10 protein-coding genes and 1 CRISPR repeat array are annotated in these 19,560 nt (G+C 37.5%); of the genes, 6 read left to right on the top strand and 4 right to left on the bottom strand.

The features are described from left to right. The first annotated feature begins 49 nt into the window (after positions 1-49). A complete protein-coding gene (locus QPK98_RS13860) occupies positions 50-772 on the top strand; it encodes a hypothetical protein (RefSeq protein ID WP_310994063.1) in 723 nt (240 codons plus the stop codon). Between the two features lie 227 nt (positions 773-999). Continuing rightward, positions 1,000-3,042: a polyphosphate kinase 1 gene (gene ppk1, locus QPK98_RS13855; RefSeq protein WP_310994062.1), complete on the top strand. Its 2,043-nt coding sequence runs from the start codon at positions 1,000-1,002 to the stop codon at positions 3,040-3,042. A 189-nt stretch (positions 3,043-3,231) separates the two neighbouring features. On the opposite strand, the gene QPK98_RS13850 is transcribed toward ppk1, so the two are convergent. The 3 genes from QPK98_RS13850 to QPK98_RS13840 all read right to left on the bottom strand — a co-directional run bounded on the left by QPK98_RS13850 (position 3,232) and on the right by QPK98_RS13840 (position 8,374). Further along, positions 3,232-4,497, bottom strand: coding sequence for an MgtC/SapB family protein (locus QPK98_RS13850; protein WP_310994061.1), 1,266 nt, complete (start codon positions 4,495-4,497; stop codon positions 3,232-3,234). Between the two features lie 257 nt (positions 4,498-4,754). After that, the gene (locus QPK98_RS13845; protein ID WP_310994060.1) at positions 4,755-7,241 is read right to left on the bottom strand and encodes a sodium-translocating pyrophosphatase; all 2,487 of its coding nucleotides are present in this window, start codon (positions 7,239-7,241) and stop codon (positions 4,755-4,757) included. 620 nt (positions 7,242-7,861) lie between these two features. Beyond that, complete coding sequence (locus QPK98_RS13840) at positions 7,862-8,374, bottom strand: inorganic diphosphatase (RefSeq protein ID WP_310994059.1); 513 nt, start codon at positions 8,372-8,374, stop codon at positions 7,862-7,864. Between the two features lie 475 nt (positions 8,375-8,849). Between QPK98_RS13840 and cas9 the strand changes: the two genes are divergently transcribed. The 4 genes from cas9 (at position 8,850) to QPK98_RS13815 (ending at position 18,682) form a co-directional block, all read left to right on the top strand. Then, on the top strand, positions 8,850-13,034 hold the full coding sequence (gene cas9, locus QPK98_RS13835) for a type II CRISPR RNA-guided endonuclease Cas9 (RefSeq protein ID WP_310994058.1): 4,185 nt from the start codon (positions 8,850-8,852) through the stop codon (positions 13,032-13,034). An 11-nt stretch (positions 13,035-13,045) separates the two neighbouring features. Further along, positions 13,046-13,960 carry a type II CRISPR-associated endonuclease Cas1 gene (cas1, locus tag QPK98_RS13830; protein WP_310994057.1) on the top strand — a complete coding sequence of 305 codons (915 nt, stop codon included), beginning with the start codon at positions 13,046-13,048 and terminating at the stop codon, positions 13,958-13,960. Continuing rightward, positions 13,960-14,310, top strand: coding sequence for a CRISPR-associated endonuclease Cas2 (cas2, locus tag QPK98_RS13825; protein ID WP_310994056.1), 351 nt, complete (start codon positions 13,960-13,962; stop codon positions 14,308-14,310). Before cas1 ends, cas2 begins: the two co-directional genes overlap by 1 nt. Positions 14,311-14,797: 487 nt before the next feature. After that, positions 14,798-16,210: a CRISPR direct-repeat array (repeat unit 46 nt; unit sequence CCTGTGAATAGTCAACTAAAATACAATTCTGAAAGCAATTCACAAC). Between the two features lie 1,263 nt (positions 16,211-17,473). Next, positions 17,474-18,682, top strand: coding sequence for a Bcr/CflA family multidrug efflux MFS transporter (locus tag QPK98_RS13815; protein ID WP_310994055.1), 1,209 nt, complete (start codon positions 17,474-17,476; stop codon positions 18,680-18,682). 333 nt (positions 18,683-19,015) lie between these two features. Here the strand turns inward: QPK98_RS13815 and QPK98_RS13810 are convergent, their stop codons facing one another. Further along, the gene (locus QPK98_RS13810; protein WP_310994054.1) at positions 19,016-19,201 is read right to left on the bottom strand and encodes a hypothetical protein; all 186 of its coding nucleotides are present in this window, start codon (positions 19,199-19,201) and stop codon (positions 19,016-19,018) included. Positions 19,202-19,560 lie beyond the last annotated feature (359 nt).

Below are 19,560 nucleotides of genomic sequence, written 5' to 3'. Positions count from 1 at the left end.
TTTATAGCTGTTTTGTGGAATTTTGTATAAAATTTCGGTACTTGTAACTATGAATTTTAGTTATTCATATAAATCTTTTCTTTTAACTTCTTTACTAACGGGAGGTTTGGTGCTAATTCTTTGTAGTATTAAGCTTTCCAAACAAAAAGAAGAAAGCAAAGAAGAGGTTTATGATGTGCTTATAGCGCCGGAAGATCTTTTACCCGAAGATTTGGAATTGGCCGCTCTTACTCCAGAAAAAACTAAAGTAGAAACGAACAAGGCATATAACGAAGCTGAAAAATATATTTCTTCCGTTGAAAACGAAAACCGAGAAATTACTGAAACTACCGAAGGAAAGTTGCAGGAAATGAGTGATGCTATGGAAGCCTCAAAGCACGCAAACACCACGAGTGAAACGGCAACCACCAAAAAGCCTGAAAAGAAAAAGGAATCAAAGTTCTCTAATAGTGAAAGCGACAAAGACGCACAAGCTGTAGTAAAAGGCGGCAATCAAAACACTACCATAAGCTATAGATTGGTAAACCGGCAAGATATTGACCTGCCAAACCCAGTTTATACTTGTTTTGGATCTGGAAAAGTGGTTATAAACGTAGAAGTGAATAACTTAGGAAAGGTGGTAAAAAACACTTACAACAAAAACGCATCTACAACTTCCAACCAATGCTTGATTGATGCCGCTTTAGAATATGCAGAGCAAGCGCGATTTAATACAGATGCCTCAAGAGCGAAACAACTGGGCACGATTTCCTTTAATTTTCCCGGTCAATAAATTCATTTATTCTTCATTTAGAATTTGAAGCTTAAGGCTCTTTTCTTGAGTTTTAAAAACCACCATCGTCTTTTTGAACTTCATCCTTCTACATGCAGGTTTAAGTTGTTCATGTTTGAAACAATAGCAAACCTTAACGTTTCGGCAACGCAACTTTTAAATGGAAATCGTTTTCTTTGAAAAAATCCTGGGCAGTTTTAATAATTCCCCACATTTCCAGAAGAAAAATGGCATCACTTTACAACAACAAATATTATCACCGCGATCTTTCTTGGTTGCGGTTTAATCATCGGGTTTTACAGGAAGCCTCAGACGAGCGGAATCTACTGTACGAACGCATCAAGTTTCTCGCGATTTTCTCTTCAAATTTAGACGAATTTTTTCGTGTACGCGTTTCAGATATTCGGCAGATAAAACATCTTAAAAAACCGCTTCGGAAAAAACTAATCTCCAAGCCCAACAAGGTTTTAAAAGAAATTAAGAAGCAGGTAGATATTCAGCAAAATGAATTCGGAACTATTTTTGACGATTCAGTAAAACCCCAATTAGCTTCGGAAGGTATCCATTTAATTGGGTACGAATTATTTTCAGAAAAACAACAGCAATTAGCCCGCGCGTATTACGAAGAGTCTTTAAGGCAGATTACCAAAGTTAGTCGTCATTCCAATACCGAAAAACATTCCGTTTTTGTAAAGAATGAATGGCTGTATCTGGCAGCACAAACTACTAAATCTGAGTTTTTACTTGTGGAAATCCCAGATTCTGAACCTCGCTTTTTTGTGTTTCCTTCCGAAGATAAGAAGACCTTTTACATCACTTTTATTGACGACATCTTAAAGTATAATTTACAGAAAGAGTTCACTGAAGAAATGGAAACTGCTTTCTATTCGTTTAAAATATCAAGAGATGCCGAATTGTATATAGAAGATGAGTTTTCGGGCAATTTAATGGAAAAAATTAAGGCGGCACTTCCAAAACGAGATACAGGTCAGGCTACTCGCGTTTTAATAGATGCTGAAATGCCAGAGCAGTTTCGCGAAACGCTAAAAACAGCACTGGATGTAAACCATACCGATGTGGTTTTAGGCGGACGCTATCACAACTTTAAGGATTTTATGAAATTTCCAAATCCTACTGATAAAAAACTAACTAACCCAGAATTACCACCGCTCCCCCACCCCGTATTGCAAACCTGCAAATCGATTTTTGATGCTATTGACCAAAAAGACCAACTTTTACATTACCCGTATCAGAGTTTTGAACCTGTAATAAAATTGATGCAAGAAGCAGCGATAGATCCGTCGGTAAAAACAATAAAAATGACTATTTACAGGGCTGCGGCAGAATCTCCTTTAAACGATGCCATTGCCCTTGCTGCTAAAAACGGAAAAGACGTAACTATTTTTATTGAAGTAAAAGCCCGTTTTGACGAGCATAACAACCTAAAATGGGGCGCAATATTTCGTAAAAATGGCGCACGCGTAATTTATAGCTACCCCGATATAAAGGTACATTCCAAAATACTTTATTTGGAACGTGAAGCAGCCAAAAAAACAAAGCGTTACGCTTATATTGGCACCGGAAATTTTAATGAGAATACCGCCAAGCTCTACACAGATTTTGGACTAATGACCTCGCACAAAAAGATAACCAAAGATTTAAAAAAGGTATTTATGGTCTTAGAGCGCGATATGATTGTGCCTAAAACCAAACAATTATTGGTTTCTCCTTTTACATCAAGAGAGCGATTTACCGCCTTAGTAGAAGGAGAAATTGCCCTTGCCAATGCAGGTAAAAAAGGACTGATTATCTTAAAAATGAACAGCCTACAGGACAAAAGAATGATCAAGGAGCTCTATAAAGCCAGCAATGCAGGCGTTGAAGTGCGCTTATTGATTAGAGGCATGTGCTCTTTAGTCCCCGGAATTAAAGACCAGAGCGAAAACATTTACATAACTAGCATTGTTGATCGTTTTTTGGAACACGGTAGGGTTTATCTCTTCGGAAACGGTGGCGACGAAAAAATATACGTTGGCTCTGCAGATTGGATGACGCGTAACTTAACCCATAGAATTGAAGTGGTTACCCCAATATTAGATCCAGATCATAAAAACACCATTCGCGACCTTATCAATATTGAACTTGCAGACAATGTAAAAGCGCGGATTGTAGATGCGGAGCAGCAAAACAAATACGTCAAAAATTCAGAAGAAGAAGTTCAGTCACAGCTTGCTACTTACGAATATTTTAAGCAAAAGATTGACACCTAAGGAGAACTCTACTTTAGGAGTGCTACGGGTTAACCGCAACCTATAAGGTTAAAGCACAGCAGCCACGAAAAAGCAATAATCAAGGCCAGCGTTTTACAAGCCTTATTAACATTCGCACCGAAAATAATTAGTTTCAAAAACTACACTACAACCTAAGTTTTTTGGTTCTGACCTTTACGCTACTATGGTTTATAAATGCCAGGCATCAGGCCATAGAAACATGAGTAGCAAGCCAAAAACAATTGTAATCCCGAAGGAAACCCCTATCCACTTGGCTAATTGCCTGGTGCCTAGAACCACAGCAATCACGCCTTTAAAAAGCAAATTTGAAAGTGAAGCCAAGAGTATTAGTCGCCAGCCCATAGCGGTATCCAATCCACCTGTTTTCATCAATTGCGACAAAGACAATGTTATGGCATCAACATCTGTAAGCCCGCTAATAATAGCAACCACATAAAGCGCATCATTGCCAAACTCTTGTTTTGTAAATGCCACTGCCAGCAAAATAGCTCCATACAATAGTCCGAAAACTAGGGCACTTTTAAACTGGGCTGGATTATCAGGCTCAGGCATTTTATCATCCCCGCCATTTTTACTAATTATATAAAACAAGCCTACACAAAGCAGAGCCATTAAAGCAAACACCATGATAAGCGGCAAGATAAGCTCAGGAAGTTTTTCGGGAACAACCACGCCTATTTCAACCATAACGCGCAACAAAGCCACCGCAGAAGCTGTAGTGATAACAAACGCCGCCAATCTGTTAATAGATTTTGTTTCCTTTGTTTTTCGGGCGTAGCTTACGGTGGTGGCTGTACTGCTAATGAGCCCTCCAAGAATACCGTTAGAAATTACACCTACTTTCTTCCCAACAAACTTATAGATAAAATACCCAATAACACTAATCCCCACTATAAGGGTTACCATAAGCCATATGTTCTGTGGATTTAACACCTTGAGTGGGCCGTAGGTTTTATCTGGCAACAAGGGTAGGATAACCAGTGATATACCGGCAAATGTCATAATTGCAGAAAGATCTTTTTCCTGTAGTTTTCCGATAAAATTATGCAAATGCTCCTTTAGGTACAGTAAAATTGCCACAGATCCGCCAACCATAACAGCGATAACACGATCGCCCATAACCAAATATGCTCCCACAGCATACATAAGAAGTGCCGCAACCTCGGTTGTTTGTCCCACATCAGCTTCGTTTATTTTTTTGAGGTTTATGATATTAGCCGTTACCAAAAAAGCCGTAAGACAAACGCCTAATACAGGAATAATAAACGGATTGTTGTAGTCGCGAGCTAAAAAAGCTGAAATAACGCCCATTATCGTAATGAGCGTAAACGTGCGAACACCAGCCATTTCAGAATCGCTATTCTGACGTTGTAACCCCACAAGCATCCCTAAACCAGAGGCAATAGCCAAAGTAATAATGTCAGTGTAATTCATAGCTTTGCTAAGATAATAAAATTAAGATTTGCCAATTGGGATTGAAATTAAAAAGAACCAGGTTTATAGAAAACATTATCAACAAAAGAAATCACCACTTTTGGAGTTCAATAAAAATCGCAAAAGCAATTAAGAAACTGAGCATACCAGCCTTAGTTTCGCACAGAATTTCAGAATTAAAAAACCTACAAAATCTATTGATTCTGCAGGTTTTGTTATTTAACCCTTCGGCTACGTTCAGGGTGGAAAAGTTGAACTTATCCTTTATCTTTTATTTTAATTTTCATTCCGTCAACGTCTTTCAATTGGCTTCGAACCTCTTCTTCGGTGCCCGTAAAAGTTTTTGTTGTGGTGGTCTCTTCACCATTAAGGGTTTTAGTGATAGTTACCTTAGCCGTTACTTGGTCTGTATTTTCATTCTTCAACATTTCAACCATTGTTTCGGTTTTATCTTTTAGGTTCTCGCCTTCCGTGATAGTGCCACCAGTTTCAATATATTGAACCTGCTTTTCGGTTAAAATAGTTTTATTTCCTTCAGCATCTATAAAGTAATTCATGCTAGCCGTTGAATTTTCCGGTGCAATTTCTACATCGCCGTGGTTTCCAAGGATAGGCGCAATTACCAAACCTACTAAACAGGTTAGCTTAATAAGAATATTCATTGAAGGTCCAGAAGTATCCTTAAACGGATCACCCACGGTATCGCCAGTAACGGCAGCTTTATGGGCCTCACTTCCCTTGTAAGTCATTTCGCCATTAATCATTACCCCAGCTTCAAATGATTTCTTCGCATTATCCCAAGCACCACCGGCGTTATTTTGGAATATAGCCCACATAACACCACTTACACAGACTCCGGCCATGTAACCGCCTAAAGGTTCTGCGCCAAAAATCAAGCCGATAACAATAGGCGTGATAATGGTAAGCAAGCCTGGCAAGATCATTTCCCGAAGTGCCGCTTTTGTTGAAATATCAACACATTTAGCGTATTCTGGCGTTCCGGTTCCTTCCATAATTCCTGGAATATCGCGGAACTGTCTTCGCACTTCTTGCACCATTTCCATAGCAGCTTTACCAACAGATTGCATTGCCAAGGCCGAAAAGACCACGGGAATCATTCCTCCAATAAATAGCATTGCCAAAACATCAGCACGGAAAATATTAATACCATCAATACCGGTAAAGGTTACGAAGGCAGCAAATAGCGCCAAGGCAGTTAGCGCAGCAGAAGCAATTGCGAAACCTTTCCCAACGGCTGCAGTTGTATTTCCTACAGAGTCTAGAATATCGGTGCGTTCGCGTACCTGCGGATCCAATTCGCTCATTTCAGCAATACCCCCAGCATTATCTGCAATAGGGCCAAAAGCATCAATAGCAAGTTGCATTCCCGTAGTAGCCATCATTGCAGAAGCAGCAAGTGCCACCCCGTAGAAACCAGCTAACTCGTATGAACCATAAATAGCCGCGGCAAACAAAATAACCGAAGCAAAAGTTGACTTCATACCTACAGCAAGACCAGCGATAATGTTAGTTCCTGCACCTGTAGATGAATTTTCAACAATATCCATCACTGGCTTTTTACCAAGACTGGTATAAAAAGCAGTTACAAACGAGATAAGTGCCCCAACGGCAAGCCCAATACATGCAGACCAGAATACGTTTATAGCGGGAATGGTTTTATAGCCTTCACCAAAAAACTTCATATTCATAGTCTCAGGAAGCATCCAGCCTATCAAAAACCAGCTAGCAATAAGGGTTAGGATAATTGCTGTCCAGTTTCCGGTATCTAATGCTTTTTGAACTTTAGATTCTTTTGCATCGTTGTCTTTAATACTAACAAAGAAAGTTCCAATAATAGAAGCAAGAATACCCACACCGGCAATTACAATTGGCAATAGGATTGGCCCCATATTATTAAAGGCATCGGTAAACGGCACATCAACAGACATGTCGCGGATAACATAATTACCCAACACCATTGCGGCTAGCACGGTAGCTACGTAACTTCCAAAAAGGTCGGCACCCATTCCTGCAACATCACCTACGTTATCTCCAACGTTATCGGCGATTGTAGCGGGGTTACGCGGATCATCTTCTGGAATACCTGCTTCTACCTTACCCACAAGATCGGCACCTACATCGGCAGCTTTGGTGTAAATTCCACCACCCACACGTGCAAAAAGCGCGATACTTTCAGCACCTAATGAGAAGCCAGCAATAGCCTCAAGTACAACGGTCATATTATCATAAAATGAACCCTCATTGCCCATAAACTGACCTACAAAGAAAAAGAAGAATAAGCTAAGCCCCAACACTGCCAGACCGGCAACGCCAAGACCCATTACGGTTCCGCCGCCAAAAGACACTTTTAATGCCTGCGGAAGACTGGTTTTTGCAGCTTCGGCAGTTCGGGCATTGGCATCTGTAGCAATGCGCATTCCAATATTACCAGCCAAGGCCGAAAAGATAGCTCCAAATATAAATGCTGGCACGATCATCCAGCTTGTGGTGTCAACCATTGTTGAAACAAAGAAGAGCAGGCCGGAACCTATAATAACGAAGATTACCAGTAGGCGATACTCCGCACTAAGGAAAGCCAAGGCTCCTTCTTTAATACTTTTTGAAATAGATTGCATACGCTCACTACCAGAATTTTGTTTTTTTACCCAGCTCATTTTTACGAGCATAAACAAAAGCCCCAATACGGCAAGTGCAATAGGGAGAAAGATGATGTTTTGTTCCATTATATAATTGGTTTAGATTGGTTTTAAATTATCGTCTTCAAAAATAGGAAAATCGTTTGGGATACGAAATCTTTTTTAGAAAGTGATATAAAATACTACATGTAAAGCCAATTTGTTTGGAAATAACGCAAACCAGATTTCAAAAATGGACATGGGATTTTGTGGGCTATCATCTAAACAAGCACTCACATCTTCAAAAGTTTTTGTAGAAAGACACCAAAAGTAACTTCCCTTTCTGTAAGACATTAAAAGGTTGTTTGAAACGACTCTAGTATATAACGGTATTGGTTGCGCCCCATATTTTCTGCTTTTTTTACTCGCTATAAGAGTCTGGGAAAGTCAAAAAAAGCCAAAAATTCAATTATTGATATTAGTACTAAAAGCGTGAAAAAATAATTTTATCAAAGGTCTCTAAATCAAAAAGACGTAAACCTACAGTCACAAATGTGTACTGCAATTTACGTCTTTTGGTATATGTCCCTAATATTAGCTAAGCGCAACAAAATAGTATTACGAGTAACCCCCATGCCTAATTCTACCTGACTACTGGCTACTAAGTACTGGCTACTGAATACTGGCTACTGAATACTGGCTACTTGGCTACTGAATACTGACTACTACTAAATACTGAATTTCCCGTGCACTTCGGGGGTTTCTTCATATCGGGTAACGCACTGGTCAAAAATCAATTTAGCTTCTTCGGCATCACCCCAGCCGCCAACATCAACGCGCTTTTTCTCAAGATCTTTATACACTTTAAAAAAGTGTTCAATTTCCTTTTTCAAGTGCGGATTCAAGTCTTTCAGGTCGTTTAATTGGTTCCAAACTGGGTCTGAAACTGGCACACAGATAATTTTTTCATCTTGTCCTTTTTCATCGGCCATATGGAACACGCCAATAGCCTTTACTTCCACCACGCAATTTGGGAAAGTGGGTTCGTGGCCCAGCACCAAAACGTCTAACGGATCTCCATCTTTGGCATAGGTTTCGGGTATAAAGCCGTAATCGGCAGGATACATCATACTGCTAAACAGCATCCGGTCAAAACGAATTTTCTTAAGTTCAAAGTCGTATTCGTATTTATTACGGCTCCCTTTAGGGATTTCTATCAGAACGTCAAATGTCTTATTCATGGTATTTTCTATTGTATTTTATTTTGAGGCTGCAAAAGTAGTGGTTTCCTTCTTAATGGGAAAGCCGTTTATCAGTGTTTTAACTATGCTTTGCATATTGTGGTGGCCGGTGGTGGTTTTAAGCAGAAAAAGACTCCAAATTGGTAGATGCGGAGCTCAAATACTATTTTTTGAGTATGTGAATCATTTAAAAGAAGAAAGCGATACAAATTAATGCACCGCTTTAAATGTTTTAGCTCACGTTGTCAATACTTTTAAGAAAGGAGTTCGTGAAACATTCATAATAAAAAAGGTGATGTTAATTAAAACACCACCTTGAATGTTTTCACAACGGAATAATCCTTATTGTGAATTGCTTCAAAATTGTACTTCAAATATAATAAAATTATCTAATACCTCGCTTTTTCAGATAAAAAATAAGGACTTAATGATATTTTTTATAGTTTTAAGGTTTCCTTAATAAAACATTAACAACATGAAGCGAATTTTAGGATTGGATTTGGGGACCACAAGTATTGGTTGGGGAATTGTAGAAGAAAGTGAAGATATAGAAGCATCTAAAATAATCAAACTCGGAGTTCGCGTCAATCCGTTAACTACTGATGAAAAGATAAATTTTGAAGGAGGAAAACCAATCTCCACAAATGCAGATAGAACTTTAAAACGTGGCGCAAGACGAAATCTTGACCGTTACCAATTACGCAGGGAAGCATTGGTTGAGATTTTAATCAAGAACAAATTCATTTCTTCTGAAACACCGCTTACTGAGGTTGGAAAAAATACCACCCATCAGACTTTATATTTAAGAGCAGCTTCGGCTAGTCAGAAAGTTTCGTTAGAGGATTTTTCCAGAATTTTACTCGCTATAAATAAAAAGCGTGGTTATAAAAGCAGCCGCAAAACAAAAGTAGAAGCTGACGGTGTGGCGATAGACGGAATGGCAGTTGCGAAGATTTTATACAATGAAAGATTAACTCCTGGTCAATACGTTTTTAATCTACTTAATGAAAATAAAAAACATATTCCTGATTTTTATCCTTCAGATTTAAAAGCAGAATTTAAAGCCATTTGGAAAGTTCAAAATCAATTTTATCCCGAAATATTAACTGACGAATTATTCCAAAATTTACAAGGTAAAAACAAATCACAAACTTGGGCTATTTGTAAAGAACCGTTTGATATTGTTGGTATAAAACTCAAAGGCAATAAAGCTGAGCAAAAACTACAAAAATTTGAATTTCGAGTACAAGGTGTTTCAGAAAAACTAGAGTTAGAGTATTTCGCTATTGCTTTACAAGAGATCAATAATACTATTTATTCTACTAGCGGTTATCTAGGCAAAATTAGTGACAGGAGTAAAGTTTTATATGTTGATAGTATGACGGTAGGTGAGTATATGTATCAACAAATAGCTGCTAATCCACATACTTCTTTAAAGAATCAGGTTTTTTACCGACAAGACTATTTGGATGAATTTGAGCAAATTTGGGAGACACAAGCCAAATTTCATGACAAATTAACACCTCAATTAAAAGAAGAAATTAGAGATGTGATTATCTTTTATCAGCGTCCTTTAAAGTCCCAAAAAGGCTTGTTGAGTTTCTGTTTATTTGAAAGCTGGCAACAAACCTACTTTGATGAAATTAAGCAAAAGGAACGAAAAAGAACGATTGGTCATCGTGTAATTCCAAAATCCTCTCCTCTTTTTCAAGAGTTTAAAATTTGGCAAAATATAAATGATTTAAAACTAATTCCACAAAAAGATATAAATTTTGACTTATTTAACACCGAAGAAATTGGCAGCTATAAAAAAAGTAAGCCTGTGGATTTGGAAGAAGATGACAGGATTTTGCTTTTTGAAGAAGCTAATTTGAGGGGGAATTTATCTTCCGCAGCAGTTTTAAAATTATTAGGATTATCCTCCAAAGACTGGAAACTTAATTTTAAGGAAGGCATTAATGGTAATACGACCAATCAAAAGTTATTTGATGTTTATCAAGAAATAGCAAAGCGAGAAGGCTACGGGATTGGTTGGAAGAAATTATCTGCTCTAGAAATTTTCAATGAACTGAAAGTTATTTTTCCTGAAATGGGAATTGATCCAGAAATTTTAGAATTTGACGCTAACTTACAAGGAAATGAATTTGCTAAACAAGCGAGCTATGAATTATGGCATTTACTTTATTCGGCTGGTGATGACGGAATTATTTCAGAAGAAGAAAGATTAATCTATGGAAGTACCGATGTGAATCTAAAAAAGAGTTTACATCAAAAATTTGGTTTTAAGCCAGAGTATGCAACTCTTCTTGCAAACATTACATTCTCAAATGACTATGGAAACCTTTCCGCAAGAGCCATTCGTAAAATAATTCCATACCTACAAGATGGAAAAGATTATTTTGAAGCTTGTAATGCAGTAGGTTATAACCACGCCAATAGCTTAACTAAAGAACAGTTAGATGCTAGAGTTTTAAAGCCTAAATTAGAACTACTTGAGAAGAACAGTTTGCGCAATCCTGTGGTAGAGAAAATTCTCAATCAAATGGTAAATCTAATAAATCAAGTTATTGACGAATATGGCAAACCAGAAGAGGTTAGAATTGAGCTGGCTCGCGATTTAAAGAAAACCGCAAAAGAGCGAGAAGATGCCAGTAAATATATTACATCAGCAACAAAAATTAATTTGGATATTGCCAAAACTATCGAAAAAGAATTTGGCTTTACACCAACAAAGAATGATATCGTAAAATATAAGCTCTGGGAAGAATTGGCGCCTCGCGGACACAAAAGCTTATTTGCAAACAGATATATAGCCAAAGAGGATATATTTTCAAAAAGAATTGACATTGAACATATTTTACCTAAAGCATTAATCTTTGACGATTCTTTTTCCAATAAAACACTTTGTTATAGAGAAGTGAATCTAAAAAAAGCCAATAGAACTGCACTAGATTTTATTACCCAAGATCAAAGTACAGAATTAGAAAACTATATTGAAAGGGTTGAAGCGCTGTACGATAAAGGGAAAGGAACAATAAGCAAGGGTAAGTATTACAAATTACTAAAAAGTGCTAAGGATATTAAGGAAGGCTTTATTGAAAGAGATTTACGCAACAGCCAATACATCGCAAAAAAAGCAAGAAATATGCTTTTGGAAGTCTTTAAAATTGTAACACCCACCACAGGAATGATTACCGATAAACTGCGTGAAGATTGGGGCGTAATTAATGTGATGAAAGAATTAAACTTGCCAAAATACCGCACGCTGGGATTGATTGAAATTGAAGAGCGAAAAAACAATAAAACAATTGAAAAAATAAAAGATTGGACTAAGCGGAACGATCATCGACATCACGCTATGGATGCTTTGGTTGTGGCATTTACCACTCACAACCATATTCAATATATTAACAACTTGAATGCACGGAGAGATGAAAATCACGCAATGCATGCAAGTATATCTGGTATAGAAAATAAAATTACTTATTCAGAAAAAGATAAAAATGGTAGATCTAAAAGAAAGTATATTGACCCCTTACCCGAATTTAGAATTGAAGCAAAAAAACACCTGAAGTCTATTTTAGTTTCGTTTAAAGCAAAGAATAAAGCCACGACACGAAATATCAACAAAACAAAAAAGAAAAATGGTTTTAATAAAAAATTAGAACTTACCCCACGCGGACAATTGCATAAAGAAACTATATATGGAAAATCTAAACGTCCAAAAGCTAAGCCAACAAAAATCAATAAAAACTTTAGCATAGAAAGTGCAAATATGATTGTTAATCCCACAGTAAAAATGCTGGTTATAAATCATTTAGCCAAATTCAATAATTTGTCCAAATTAGCATTTGAGGGTAAAACATTGAAAAAACATCCTTTAATTTGGAATAAAGAGCCTCTTAAAGAAGTGCTTTGTTTTGAGGAGGTGTACACCATTAGGAAAGACATAACCTCTGATTTAAAATTGGACAAAGTAGTTGATGAAGGTATTAAAAATATACTCATTGAACGAAAGAAGGCATATGGAGGGAAAGCGAAAGAAGCTTTTTCAGATTTAAATAAGAATCCAATTTGGTTAAATAAGGAAAAAGGAATTCAAATCAAGCGAGTTACGATAACTGGAGTTAGTAATGCCGAACCTCTTCATTATAAAAAAGATCATTTGGGTGAAATTATTAAAGATGAAAATGGCAAGAAAATTCCAACGGATTTCGTGAGTTTAGGAAATAACCATCACGTTGCAATTTACAGAGATAAAAACGGGAAGCTCCAGGAGAAAGTAGTTTCACTTTTTGAAGCAGTTGAAAGGAAAAATCAGAATCTAGAGGTAATAGATAAAGGATTTAATTCACATCTTGGTTGGGAGTTTTTATTTACAATGAAACAAAATGAAATGTTTGTTTTTCCTTCGGAAGAATTCAATCCGAAAGAAATTGATTTGATGGATGTGAGAAATTCAAAGTGGATTAGTCCTAATTTGTTTAGAGTGCAAACTATTGCTGAGAAAGACTATAAGTTTAGACACCATTTAGAAACTCTAGTGACTATGAATCTTGATTTTACTTTCAAAAGATTAAAATCAACCGGTCTGCTAAATGATGTTGTAAAAGTAAGATTAAATCATATTGGAAAAATTGTACAAGTGGGAGAAGATTAATTTTAATAAAAATGATAAAACGCACCCTCTTTTTCGGCAATCCCGCCTACCTCAGCACTAAAAATGAACAGCTGGTGGTAAACTTCCCAAATAACGAAAAAGAGGAGGCAAAAATCCCAATAGAGGATTTGGGATATATCGTTCTGGAAGATCCACAGATTACCATTACCAACGGTCTGCTAATGAAGCTGGTTGAAAACAAAACTGCCGTTATTACCTGCAATAAGCAACACCTGCCCTGTTCCTTTTTGCAACCCCTTGTGGGCCATACCGAACAAACGGAGCGCATTCGCTACCAACTGGATGCAAGCTTGCCTTTAAAAAAGAATTTATGGCAACAAACCGTTCAAGTTAAAATTGAAAACCAAGCAGCTCACTTAAAAGGGCGCAATAAAAATGAGCTGAAATTAAAACGTTGGGCAAATGAGGTAAAAAGTGGCGATGGCGAAAACCACGAAGCCTATGCAGCTGCCCATTATTTTCAAAACATTTACGATGGGTTAGTGCCAGCGTTTAGTAGAAACCAAAAAGGCATTGCACCCAACAATTTATTGAATTATGGCTATGCCATTTTACGGGCTGTGGTGGCAAGGGCGTTGATAAGCAGTGGAATGTTACCATCGATAGGGATTTTCCACCGGAATAAATACAATGCTTTTTGCCTGGCCGACGATATTATGGAGCCCTACCGCATTTATGTAGATGCTGTTGTCTATGATATTTTGGAAACGGGCGCCAATATAGAGGAGCTCACCACTGCAATTAAGGCACAGCTTTTAACCATTCCGGCACTCGATGTGTTTATAGATGATAAATGGAGCCCGTTGATGACCGCGGTAAGTAGAACAACTAATAGTTTGCACGACTGTTTTAAAGGAGAAAGCCGAAAGATTCTTTATCCACAGTTTATGGTAAACACACCATAATGATTGACCAAAGCAATTTTTCAAGATTAAACCAATATCGCAGCATGTGGGTACTTGTATTTTTTGACTTGCCGACCGAAACCCGAACAGATCGAAAAGCGGCCACACGATTTCGTAAAAATTTACTGGACGATGGATTTGCGATGTTCCAATTCAGTATTTATATGCGTTTTTGTGCCAGCAGGGAAAATAGTAGCGTCCATATAAAACGCACAAAAAACAACCTGCCTAAAAAGGGCAAGGTGTGCATTATGCAGATAACCGATAAGCAATTTGGAATGATGGAGCTCTTCCACGGAAAAAAAGAAGTAGAACCGGAAACTGCCTCACAACAATTGGAGTTGTTTTAATCTAGAACTTAAAATTTGATTGGCACTAAAAGGTTTCAACTGCCCTCAACCCGACATTTCCAATTCTATTTGTGTTTTTAAAAAACAGAATACCAGCGTTTTACGACTGGTATCCTGTGAATAGTCAACTAAAATACATCCCGATAACTATCGGGACTGAAACCTTAGGCCCTGTCCACGAACTTGGCGCAGACCACAGCATGTCACGCTCAGCTTCGGAGTGGAAGTGACGGTAGCCACGAGGTTCGTCGAAGACAAAGCATTATACTTTTTACTTTAAGTTGGCTGATAACTTAGTTCGATGGTGCTGTTATGGAAAAAATAACATGCTCTCTGGGAAATAGACAGCTTTAGCCTCTAACCCATTCCAAACATTTAGAATCTTAAATATAGGGTTCAATGAAGGCAACACCTTAAAGACACGATCTAATTTTTATTTCTATTAATATTTGTAAAAAACAGAATACCAGCGTTTTACGGCTAGTATCCTGTGAATAGTCAACTAAAATACAATTCTGAAAGCAATTCACAACATGATGATATCATTTCAAACCAGGCTACAGCCTGTGAATAGTCAACTAAAATACAATTCTGAAAGCAATTCACAACACGAAACCCTAACATCAAGAATTGATTACACCTGTGAATAGTCAACTAAAATACAATTCTGAAAGCAATTCACAACTGCAAGTTTTGAAGATGCTTATAGAGTGGCCCTGTGAATAGTCAACTAAAATACAATTCTGAAAGCAATTCACAACAGAGGTTGAAAAGCTGAAAAAATCATTGCTCCTGTGAATAGTCAACTAAAATACAATTCTGAAAGCAATTCACAACGGCACTTCATACCCGATTTTAACGGTGTCACCTGTGAATAGTCAACTAAAATACAATTCTGAAAGCAATTCACAACCATCCCAGATAAGTTCTTTTCCTGCTGCCACCTGTGAATAGTCAACTAAAATACAATTCTGAAAGCAATTCACAACTTCACGGTTGACGACTTGTTGCCACAAATACCTGTGAATAGTCAACTAAAATACAATTCTGAAAGCAATTCACAACTATGTATGTATTTCGTATCTGGATCTATATCCTGTGAATAGTCAACTAAAATACAATTCTGAAAGCAATTCACAACTGGAGGTTTCCCGTTCACCGATGGGGATTGCCTGTGAATAGTCAACTAAAATACAATTCTGAAAGCAATTCACAACAATGGATAGTAGCGGTGTTGGTAGTTATTGCCTGTGAATAGTCAACTAAAATACAATTCTGAAAGCAATTCACAACACGAGGGGGTATATTGACAATTTGAACGGACCTGTGAATAGTCAACTAAAATACAATTCTGAAAGCAATTCACAACAGACCTAATGAAGTCAAGGCGGTTGTTGAGCCTGTGAATAGTCAACTAAAATACAATTCTGAAAGCAATTCACAACTAAATTAATACCTGACACCTCGCTTGACAACCTGTGAATAGTCAACTAAAATACAATTCTGAAAGCAATTCACAACTACCTGCCGTGGCGCTTCCAATTACCTTCTCCTGTGAATAGTCAACTAAAATACAATTCTGAAAGCAATTCACAACTCTTTTTCTGTTTGTGTCTTCTTTTTCTGTCCTGTGAATAGTCAACTAAAATACAATTCTGAAAGCAATTCACAACCTAACCATAGACGAAAGTAAAGCGATTCTCCTGTGAATAGTCAACTAAAATACAATTCTGAAAGCAATTCACAACAAGATTTATAAACGCTTTAGGTAATGGTAACCTGTGAATAGTCAACTAAAATACAATTCTGAAAGCAATTCACAACGTAACCAATGACGATGCTTCATTTACTTTTCCTGTGAATAGTCAACTAAAATACAATTCTGAAAGCAATTCACAACAATCTGCAAATGCAAAGAAATTAACGCGTGCCTGTGAATAGTCAACTAAAATACAATTACTCGTTGGATTTTATTTCAAATTTAGGTACTCGTGAATGCAATGCATTTCTGAAAGCAATTCACAACGGTAACTATTAGACCGCTTGCTGGTCACTGCCTGTGAATAGTCAACTAAAATACATCCCGATAACCATCGGGACTGAAACCTTAGGCCCTGTCCACGAACTTGGCGCAGACCACAGCTCGTCACGCTCAACTTCGGAGTGGAAGTGACGGTAGCCACGAGGTTCGTCGAAGACAAAGCAATTTACAACAGGTGCCTCCAGCGGCAACAGAATGGGGTTCCTGTGATTAATTAACAAAAAAAAATCCCGACAATTATTGGAACTGAAAGCATTATACCACATGCCGTCATTCCAAAATAACGCACAATAACAACTCCGACCCATAACAATTATCTAGAAACCTAAATGTTGAAATTATTGCAGTCGGTACTTTCTAGAAATGTACAAATTTTCAATTCTATTCACATACGTAAAAAACATAATGCCTGTATCTTACAATTAGCATTATGTGGATAATCACCTAAAAAATTTATCCGAATCCCATTTCGAAGGATTCTGATTAATATAATTGGAAATATTACGATAGCTTTTATCCGTTCGGATAATATGATCGTGAAAGGAGCGATGCCATAAAAAATCCAAAAAACCGGCTTGATGAATCAATTTTGAGGATGTAGTTTTGAATGCACCAAACAAACTTGAAAGAGACTTTATTTTAATAGATTTGTCTTTAATCCTCGTACCATCTATCTCTATAATTGCATGGAGGTGATTGGGCATCACCACAAAATTATGCAACACAACATACCGATACTGAACGGTTAACCACAATAATCTATCCTGGACAATTTTACCGTATTCATTTAATTTCATTATTTTATCAGGTACGGACAGGTCGGGTACAGGGACAGGTCGCGACCTGTCCCTGCGGTGGAAACATTTTCCCCTAAACAACAGACCATGCCCTTGACACAATTTGTGACGAAATATAAATTATCCTGGGAATAATCATATCCAATTAATCTGTTCCTTTTCCTATTTTTCACAATAAATCCGCTTGAATGGCTTAATAAATATAAATAAAATTCACGTACGGACAGGTCGCAACCTGTCCCTACGCAAAACATCCACAATGAAATATTAATATTATCCAATAACACAAGTGTCTTTCGTAGTTTTGCAAACTCTTAAAAATACAATGCAAAACAAAAAACGAACTCTTGTCATACTCATCTTGGGCTTACTCTCTGCCCTTGGACCATTTTCTATTGATTTATACTTGCCAGGATTTCCTGAAATAGCTCGCGATCTTAATTCTACCACAGGGCGTGTGGCGCTTTCCCTATCTAGTTATTTTATTGGTGTGAGCGTTGGACAAATGATCTATGGCCCGTTATTAGACCGGTTTGGCAGAAGGACTCCTCTGTTAGTTGGGTTGTTTATTTATTTATTTGCCTCTGTATTTATCGTATATGTTACTTCTGTAGATTCCTTGATTGTTGCGCGTTTTATACAAGCACTGGGGGGATGTGCCGGGATGGTGGCTGCCAGAGCTTTAGTTCGAGACCTCTTTCCAGTAACAGAAACAGCTAAAATATTCAGTTTGCTCATGTTGGTTATTGCAGTCTCGCCAATCGTGGCTCCTACCCTAGGCGGGTTTGCTACGGCTCATTGGGGCTGGCATTCTATTTTTATAATTTTAGCAGTACTGGTTGCAGTTAACATTCTTTTGGTGTATTTCTGGCTTCCGTTAGGGGCGCCAGCAGACACAACAATGTCTTTAAAACCAAGGCCAATCATTACCAAATTCTGGACCGTATTTAAAACACCTCAATTCTACACCTATACCTTGACGGGGTCTTTTGCAGCAAGTGGTCTATATACCTACATCGCTGGTTCCCCGCATGTTTTTATGGAACTTTACGGGGTTTCTGAAAAACAATACGGATGGATTTTCGGGATTATTGCCATGGGATTGGTTACCGCTAGCCAAGTAAATACGTTTTTACTAAAGAAATATACGAGCCAGAAAATTATAAAAGTTACCCTAATATGTCAAGTTATTACAGGCGCTCTTTTGTTTTTCGGCACGATATTCCAACTCATCGAAATGTACTCCATGATTGTTTTAGTATTCTTATTTTTAAGTACACAAGGCTTTGCTTTTCCAAACACTTCAGCCTTATCATTGGCTCCCTTTGAAAAGAGCGCAGGAACGGCATCTGCTCTTATGGGAGCACTCCAGCTGGGAATCGGCGCTCTTTTTACCGCCCTAGTATCTATGCTGAGCAATAAAACTCCTCTACCCATGACAGGAATTATGTTTTTATGCGCGTTAATTTCGTTAAGTATACTCTATTTAGGCAGCCGAAAAATAAAGACTTTAAAGCGAGTATCCATTTCTTGATCATGTTTTCCAGATGAAGCTAAAAGAAACAAGAAAACCAACAGTGCAATCAAATGGGGGGCAAGCCTTCAAAAAGGTTTAAGCGGGACTAAACAATACGAAAACTTAAAAAGAAAAACTCCCACCGAAACTTTTCATAAGCTATTTAAATTCCCCCAAGTTTGTTACAATTAACCGCTACAGACATCAATTTTACAATTTCATCTGCAGTTAAAACGCTGTTGTAGATCCTAATGTCGTCGAGGATACCGTTATAATATTCTTTAGTATTGAACAACAAGGATATAGATAGCTCTTTATCAAGTTTCTGAAGCTCTGGGGAGTTGGTGACTTCTATAAAATTAGCTTTCCCTTTAAAGCTATAGGGCTTTCAGCATTGCCGGCTCTATCATCAACAAGACTCGCACCATGAACTACGGCTGTGTTAGTATTACCAGTCATATCATTGGCATTTCCATTAAATGGGTAGTGGGCAACTAGTCCGTTATCCAATTGCCCAAAACAGGACATACTTATCATAAAGGCAGTAGAAATTAAAAAAGTTTCATTGGTTAAGATTTCAATTATTCTTAGGGTTTAACAAAACAAATTAATCGTGTCCGACTAAGATATAAGACTGCGCTGAAAGACATAAGACTTGCTTTTTAATAGATTGAAAACAATAGCGTCCTAAACGTTCACAAGGAAACCATTGAAAGCCTTTATTTAATGGGGCTTTAGAGATAATATGAAGCTTAGGGGGCTGTAATTCAGAATTCCTGTTTTTTGGCCTATCGAAAATTTATCGTAAAATTTGAAGTGAAGTTCCCGTAAAATTTTAGGCTGTTTGAGCCAGCAAAGATAATCATCAAAGCAATGGATTTAAAGGCGAGTTCCTA

The sequence above is a fragment of the Aequorivita marina genome, assembly GCF_031631895.2.
GTDB lineage: Bacteria > Bacteroidota > Bacteroidia > Flavobacteriales > Flavobacteriaceae > Aequorivita > Aequorivita marina.
The sequence above is the reverse complement of the archived record's forward strand: the minus strand, read 5'-3'. Positions and strand labels throughout refer to the sequence as shown.

Excerpts from the sequence above, each read along its gene's own strand:
- ppk1 (WP_310994062.1), top strand. The coding sequence starts at position 1,000 with ATGGCATCACTTTACAACAACAAATATTATCACCGCGATCTTTCTTGG.
- cas1 (WP_310994057.1), top strand. The coding sequence starts at position 13,046 with ATGATAAAACGCACCCTCTTTTTCGGCAATCCCGCCTACCTCAGCACT.
- cas9 (WP_310994058.1), top strand. The coding sequence starts at position 8,850 with ATGAAGCGAATTTTAGGATTGGATTTGGGGACCACAAGTATTGGTTGG.
- QPK98_RS13815 (WP_310994055.1), top strand. The coding sequence starts at position 17,474 with ATGCAAAACAAAAAACGAACTCTTGTCATACTCATCTTGGGCTTACTC.
- QPK98_RS13840 (WP_310994059.1), bottom strand. The coding sequence starts at position 8,374 with ATGAATAAGACATTTGACGTTCTGATAGAAATCCCTAAAGGGAGCCGT.
- QPK98_RS13850 (WP_310994061.1), bottom strand. The coding sequence starts at position 4,497 with ATGAATTACACTGACATTATTACTTTGGCTATTGCCTCTGGTTTAGGG.
- QPK98_RS13845 (WP_310994060.1), bottom strand. The coding sequence starts at position 7,241 with ATGGAACAAAACATCATCTTTCTCCCTATTGCACTTGCCGTATTGGGG.
- QPK98_RS13860 (WP_310994063.1), top strand. The coding sequence starts at position 50 with ATGAATTTTAGTTATTCATATAAATCTTTTCTTTTAACTTCTTTACTA.
- QPK98_RS13810 (WP_310994054.1), bottom strand. The coding sequence starts at position 19,201 with ATGATAAGTATGTCCTGTTTTGGGCAATTGGATAACGGACTAGTTGCC.
- cas2 (WP_310994056.1), top strand. The coding sequence starts at position 13,960 with ATGATTGACCAAAGCAATTTTTCAAGATTAAACCAATATCGCAGCATG.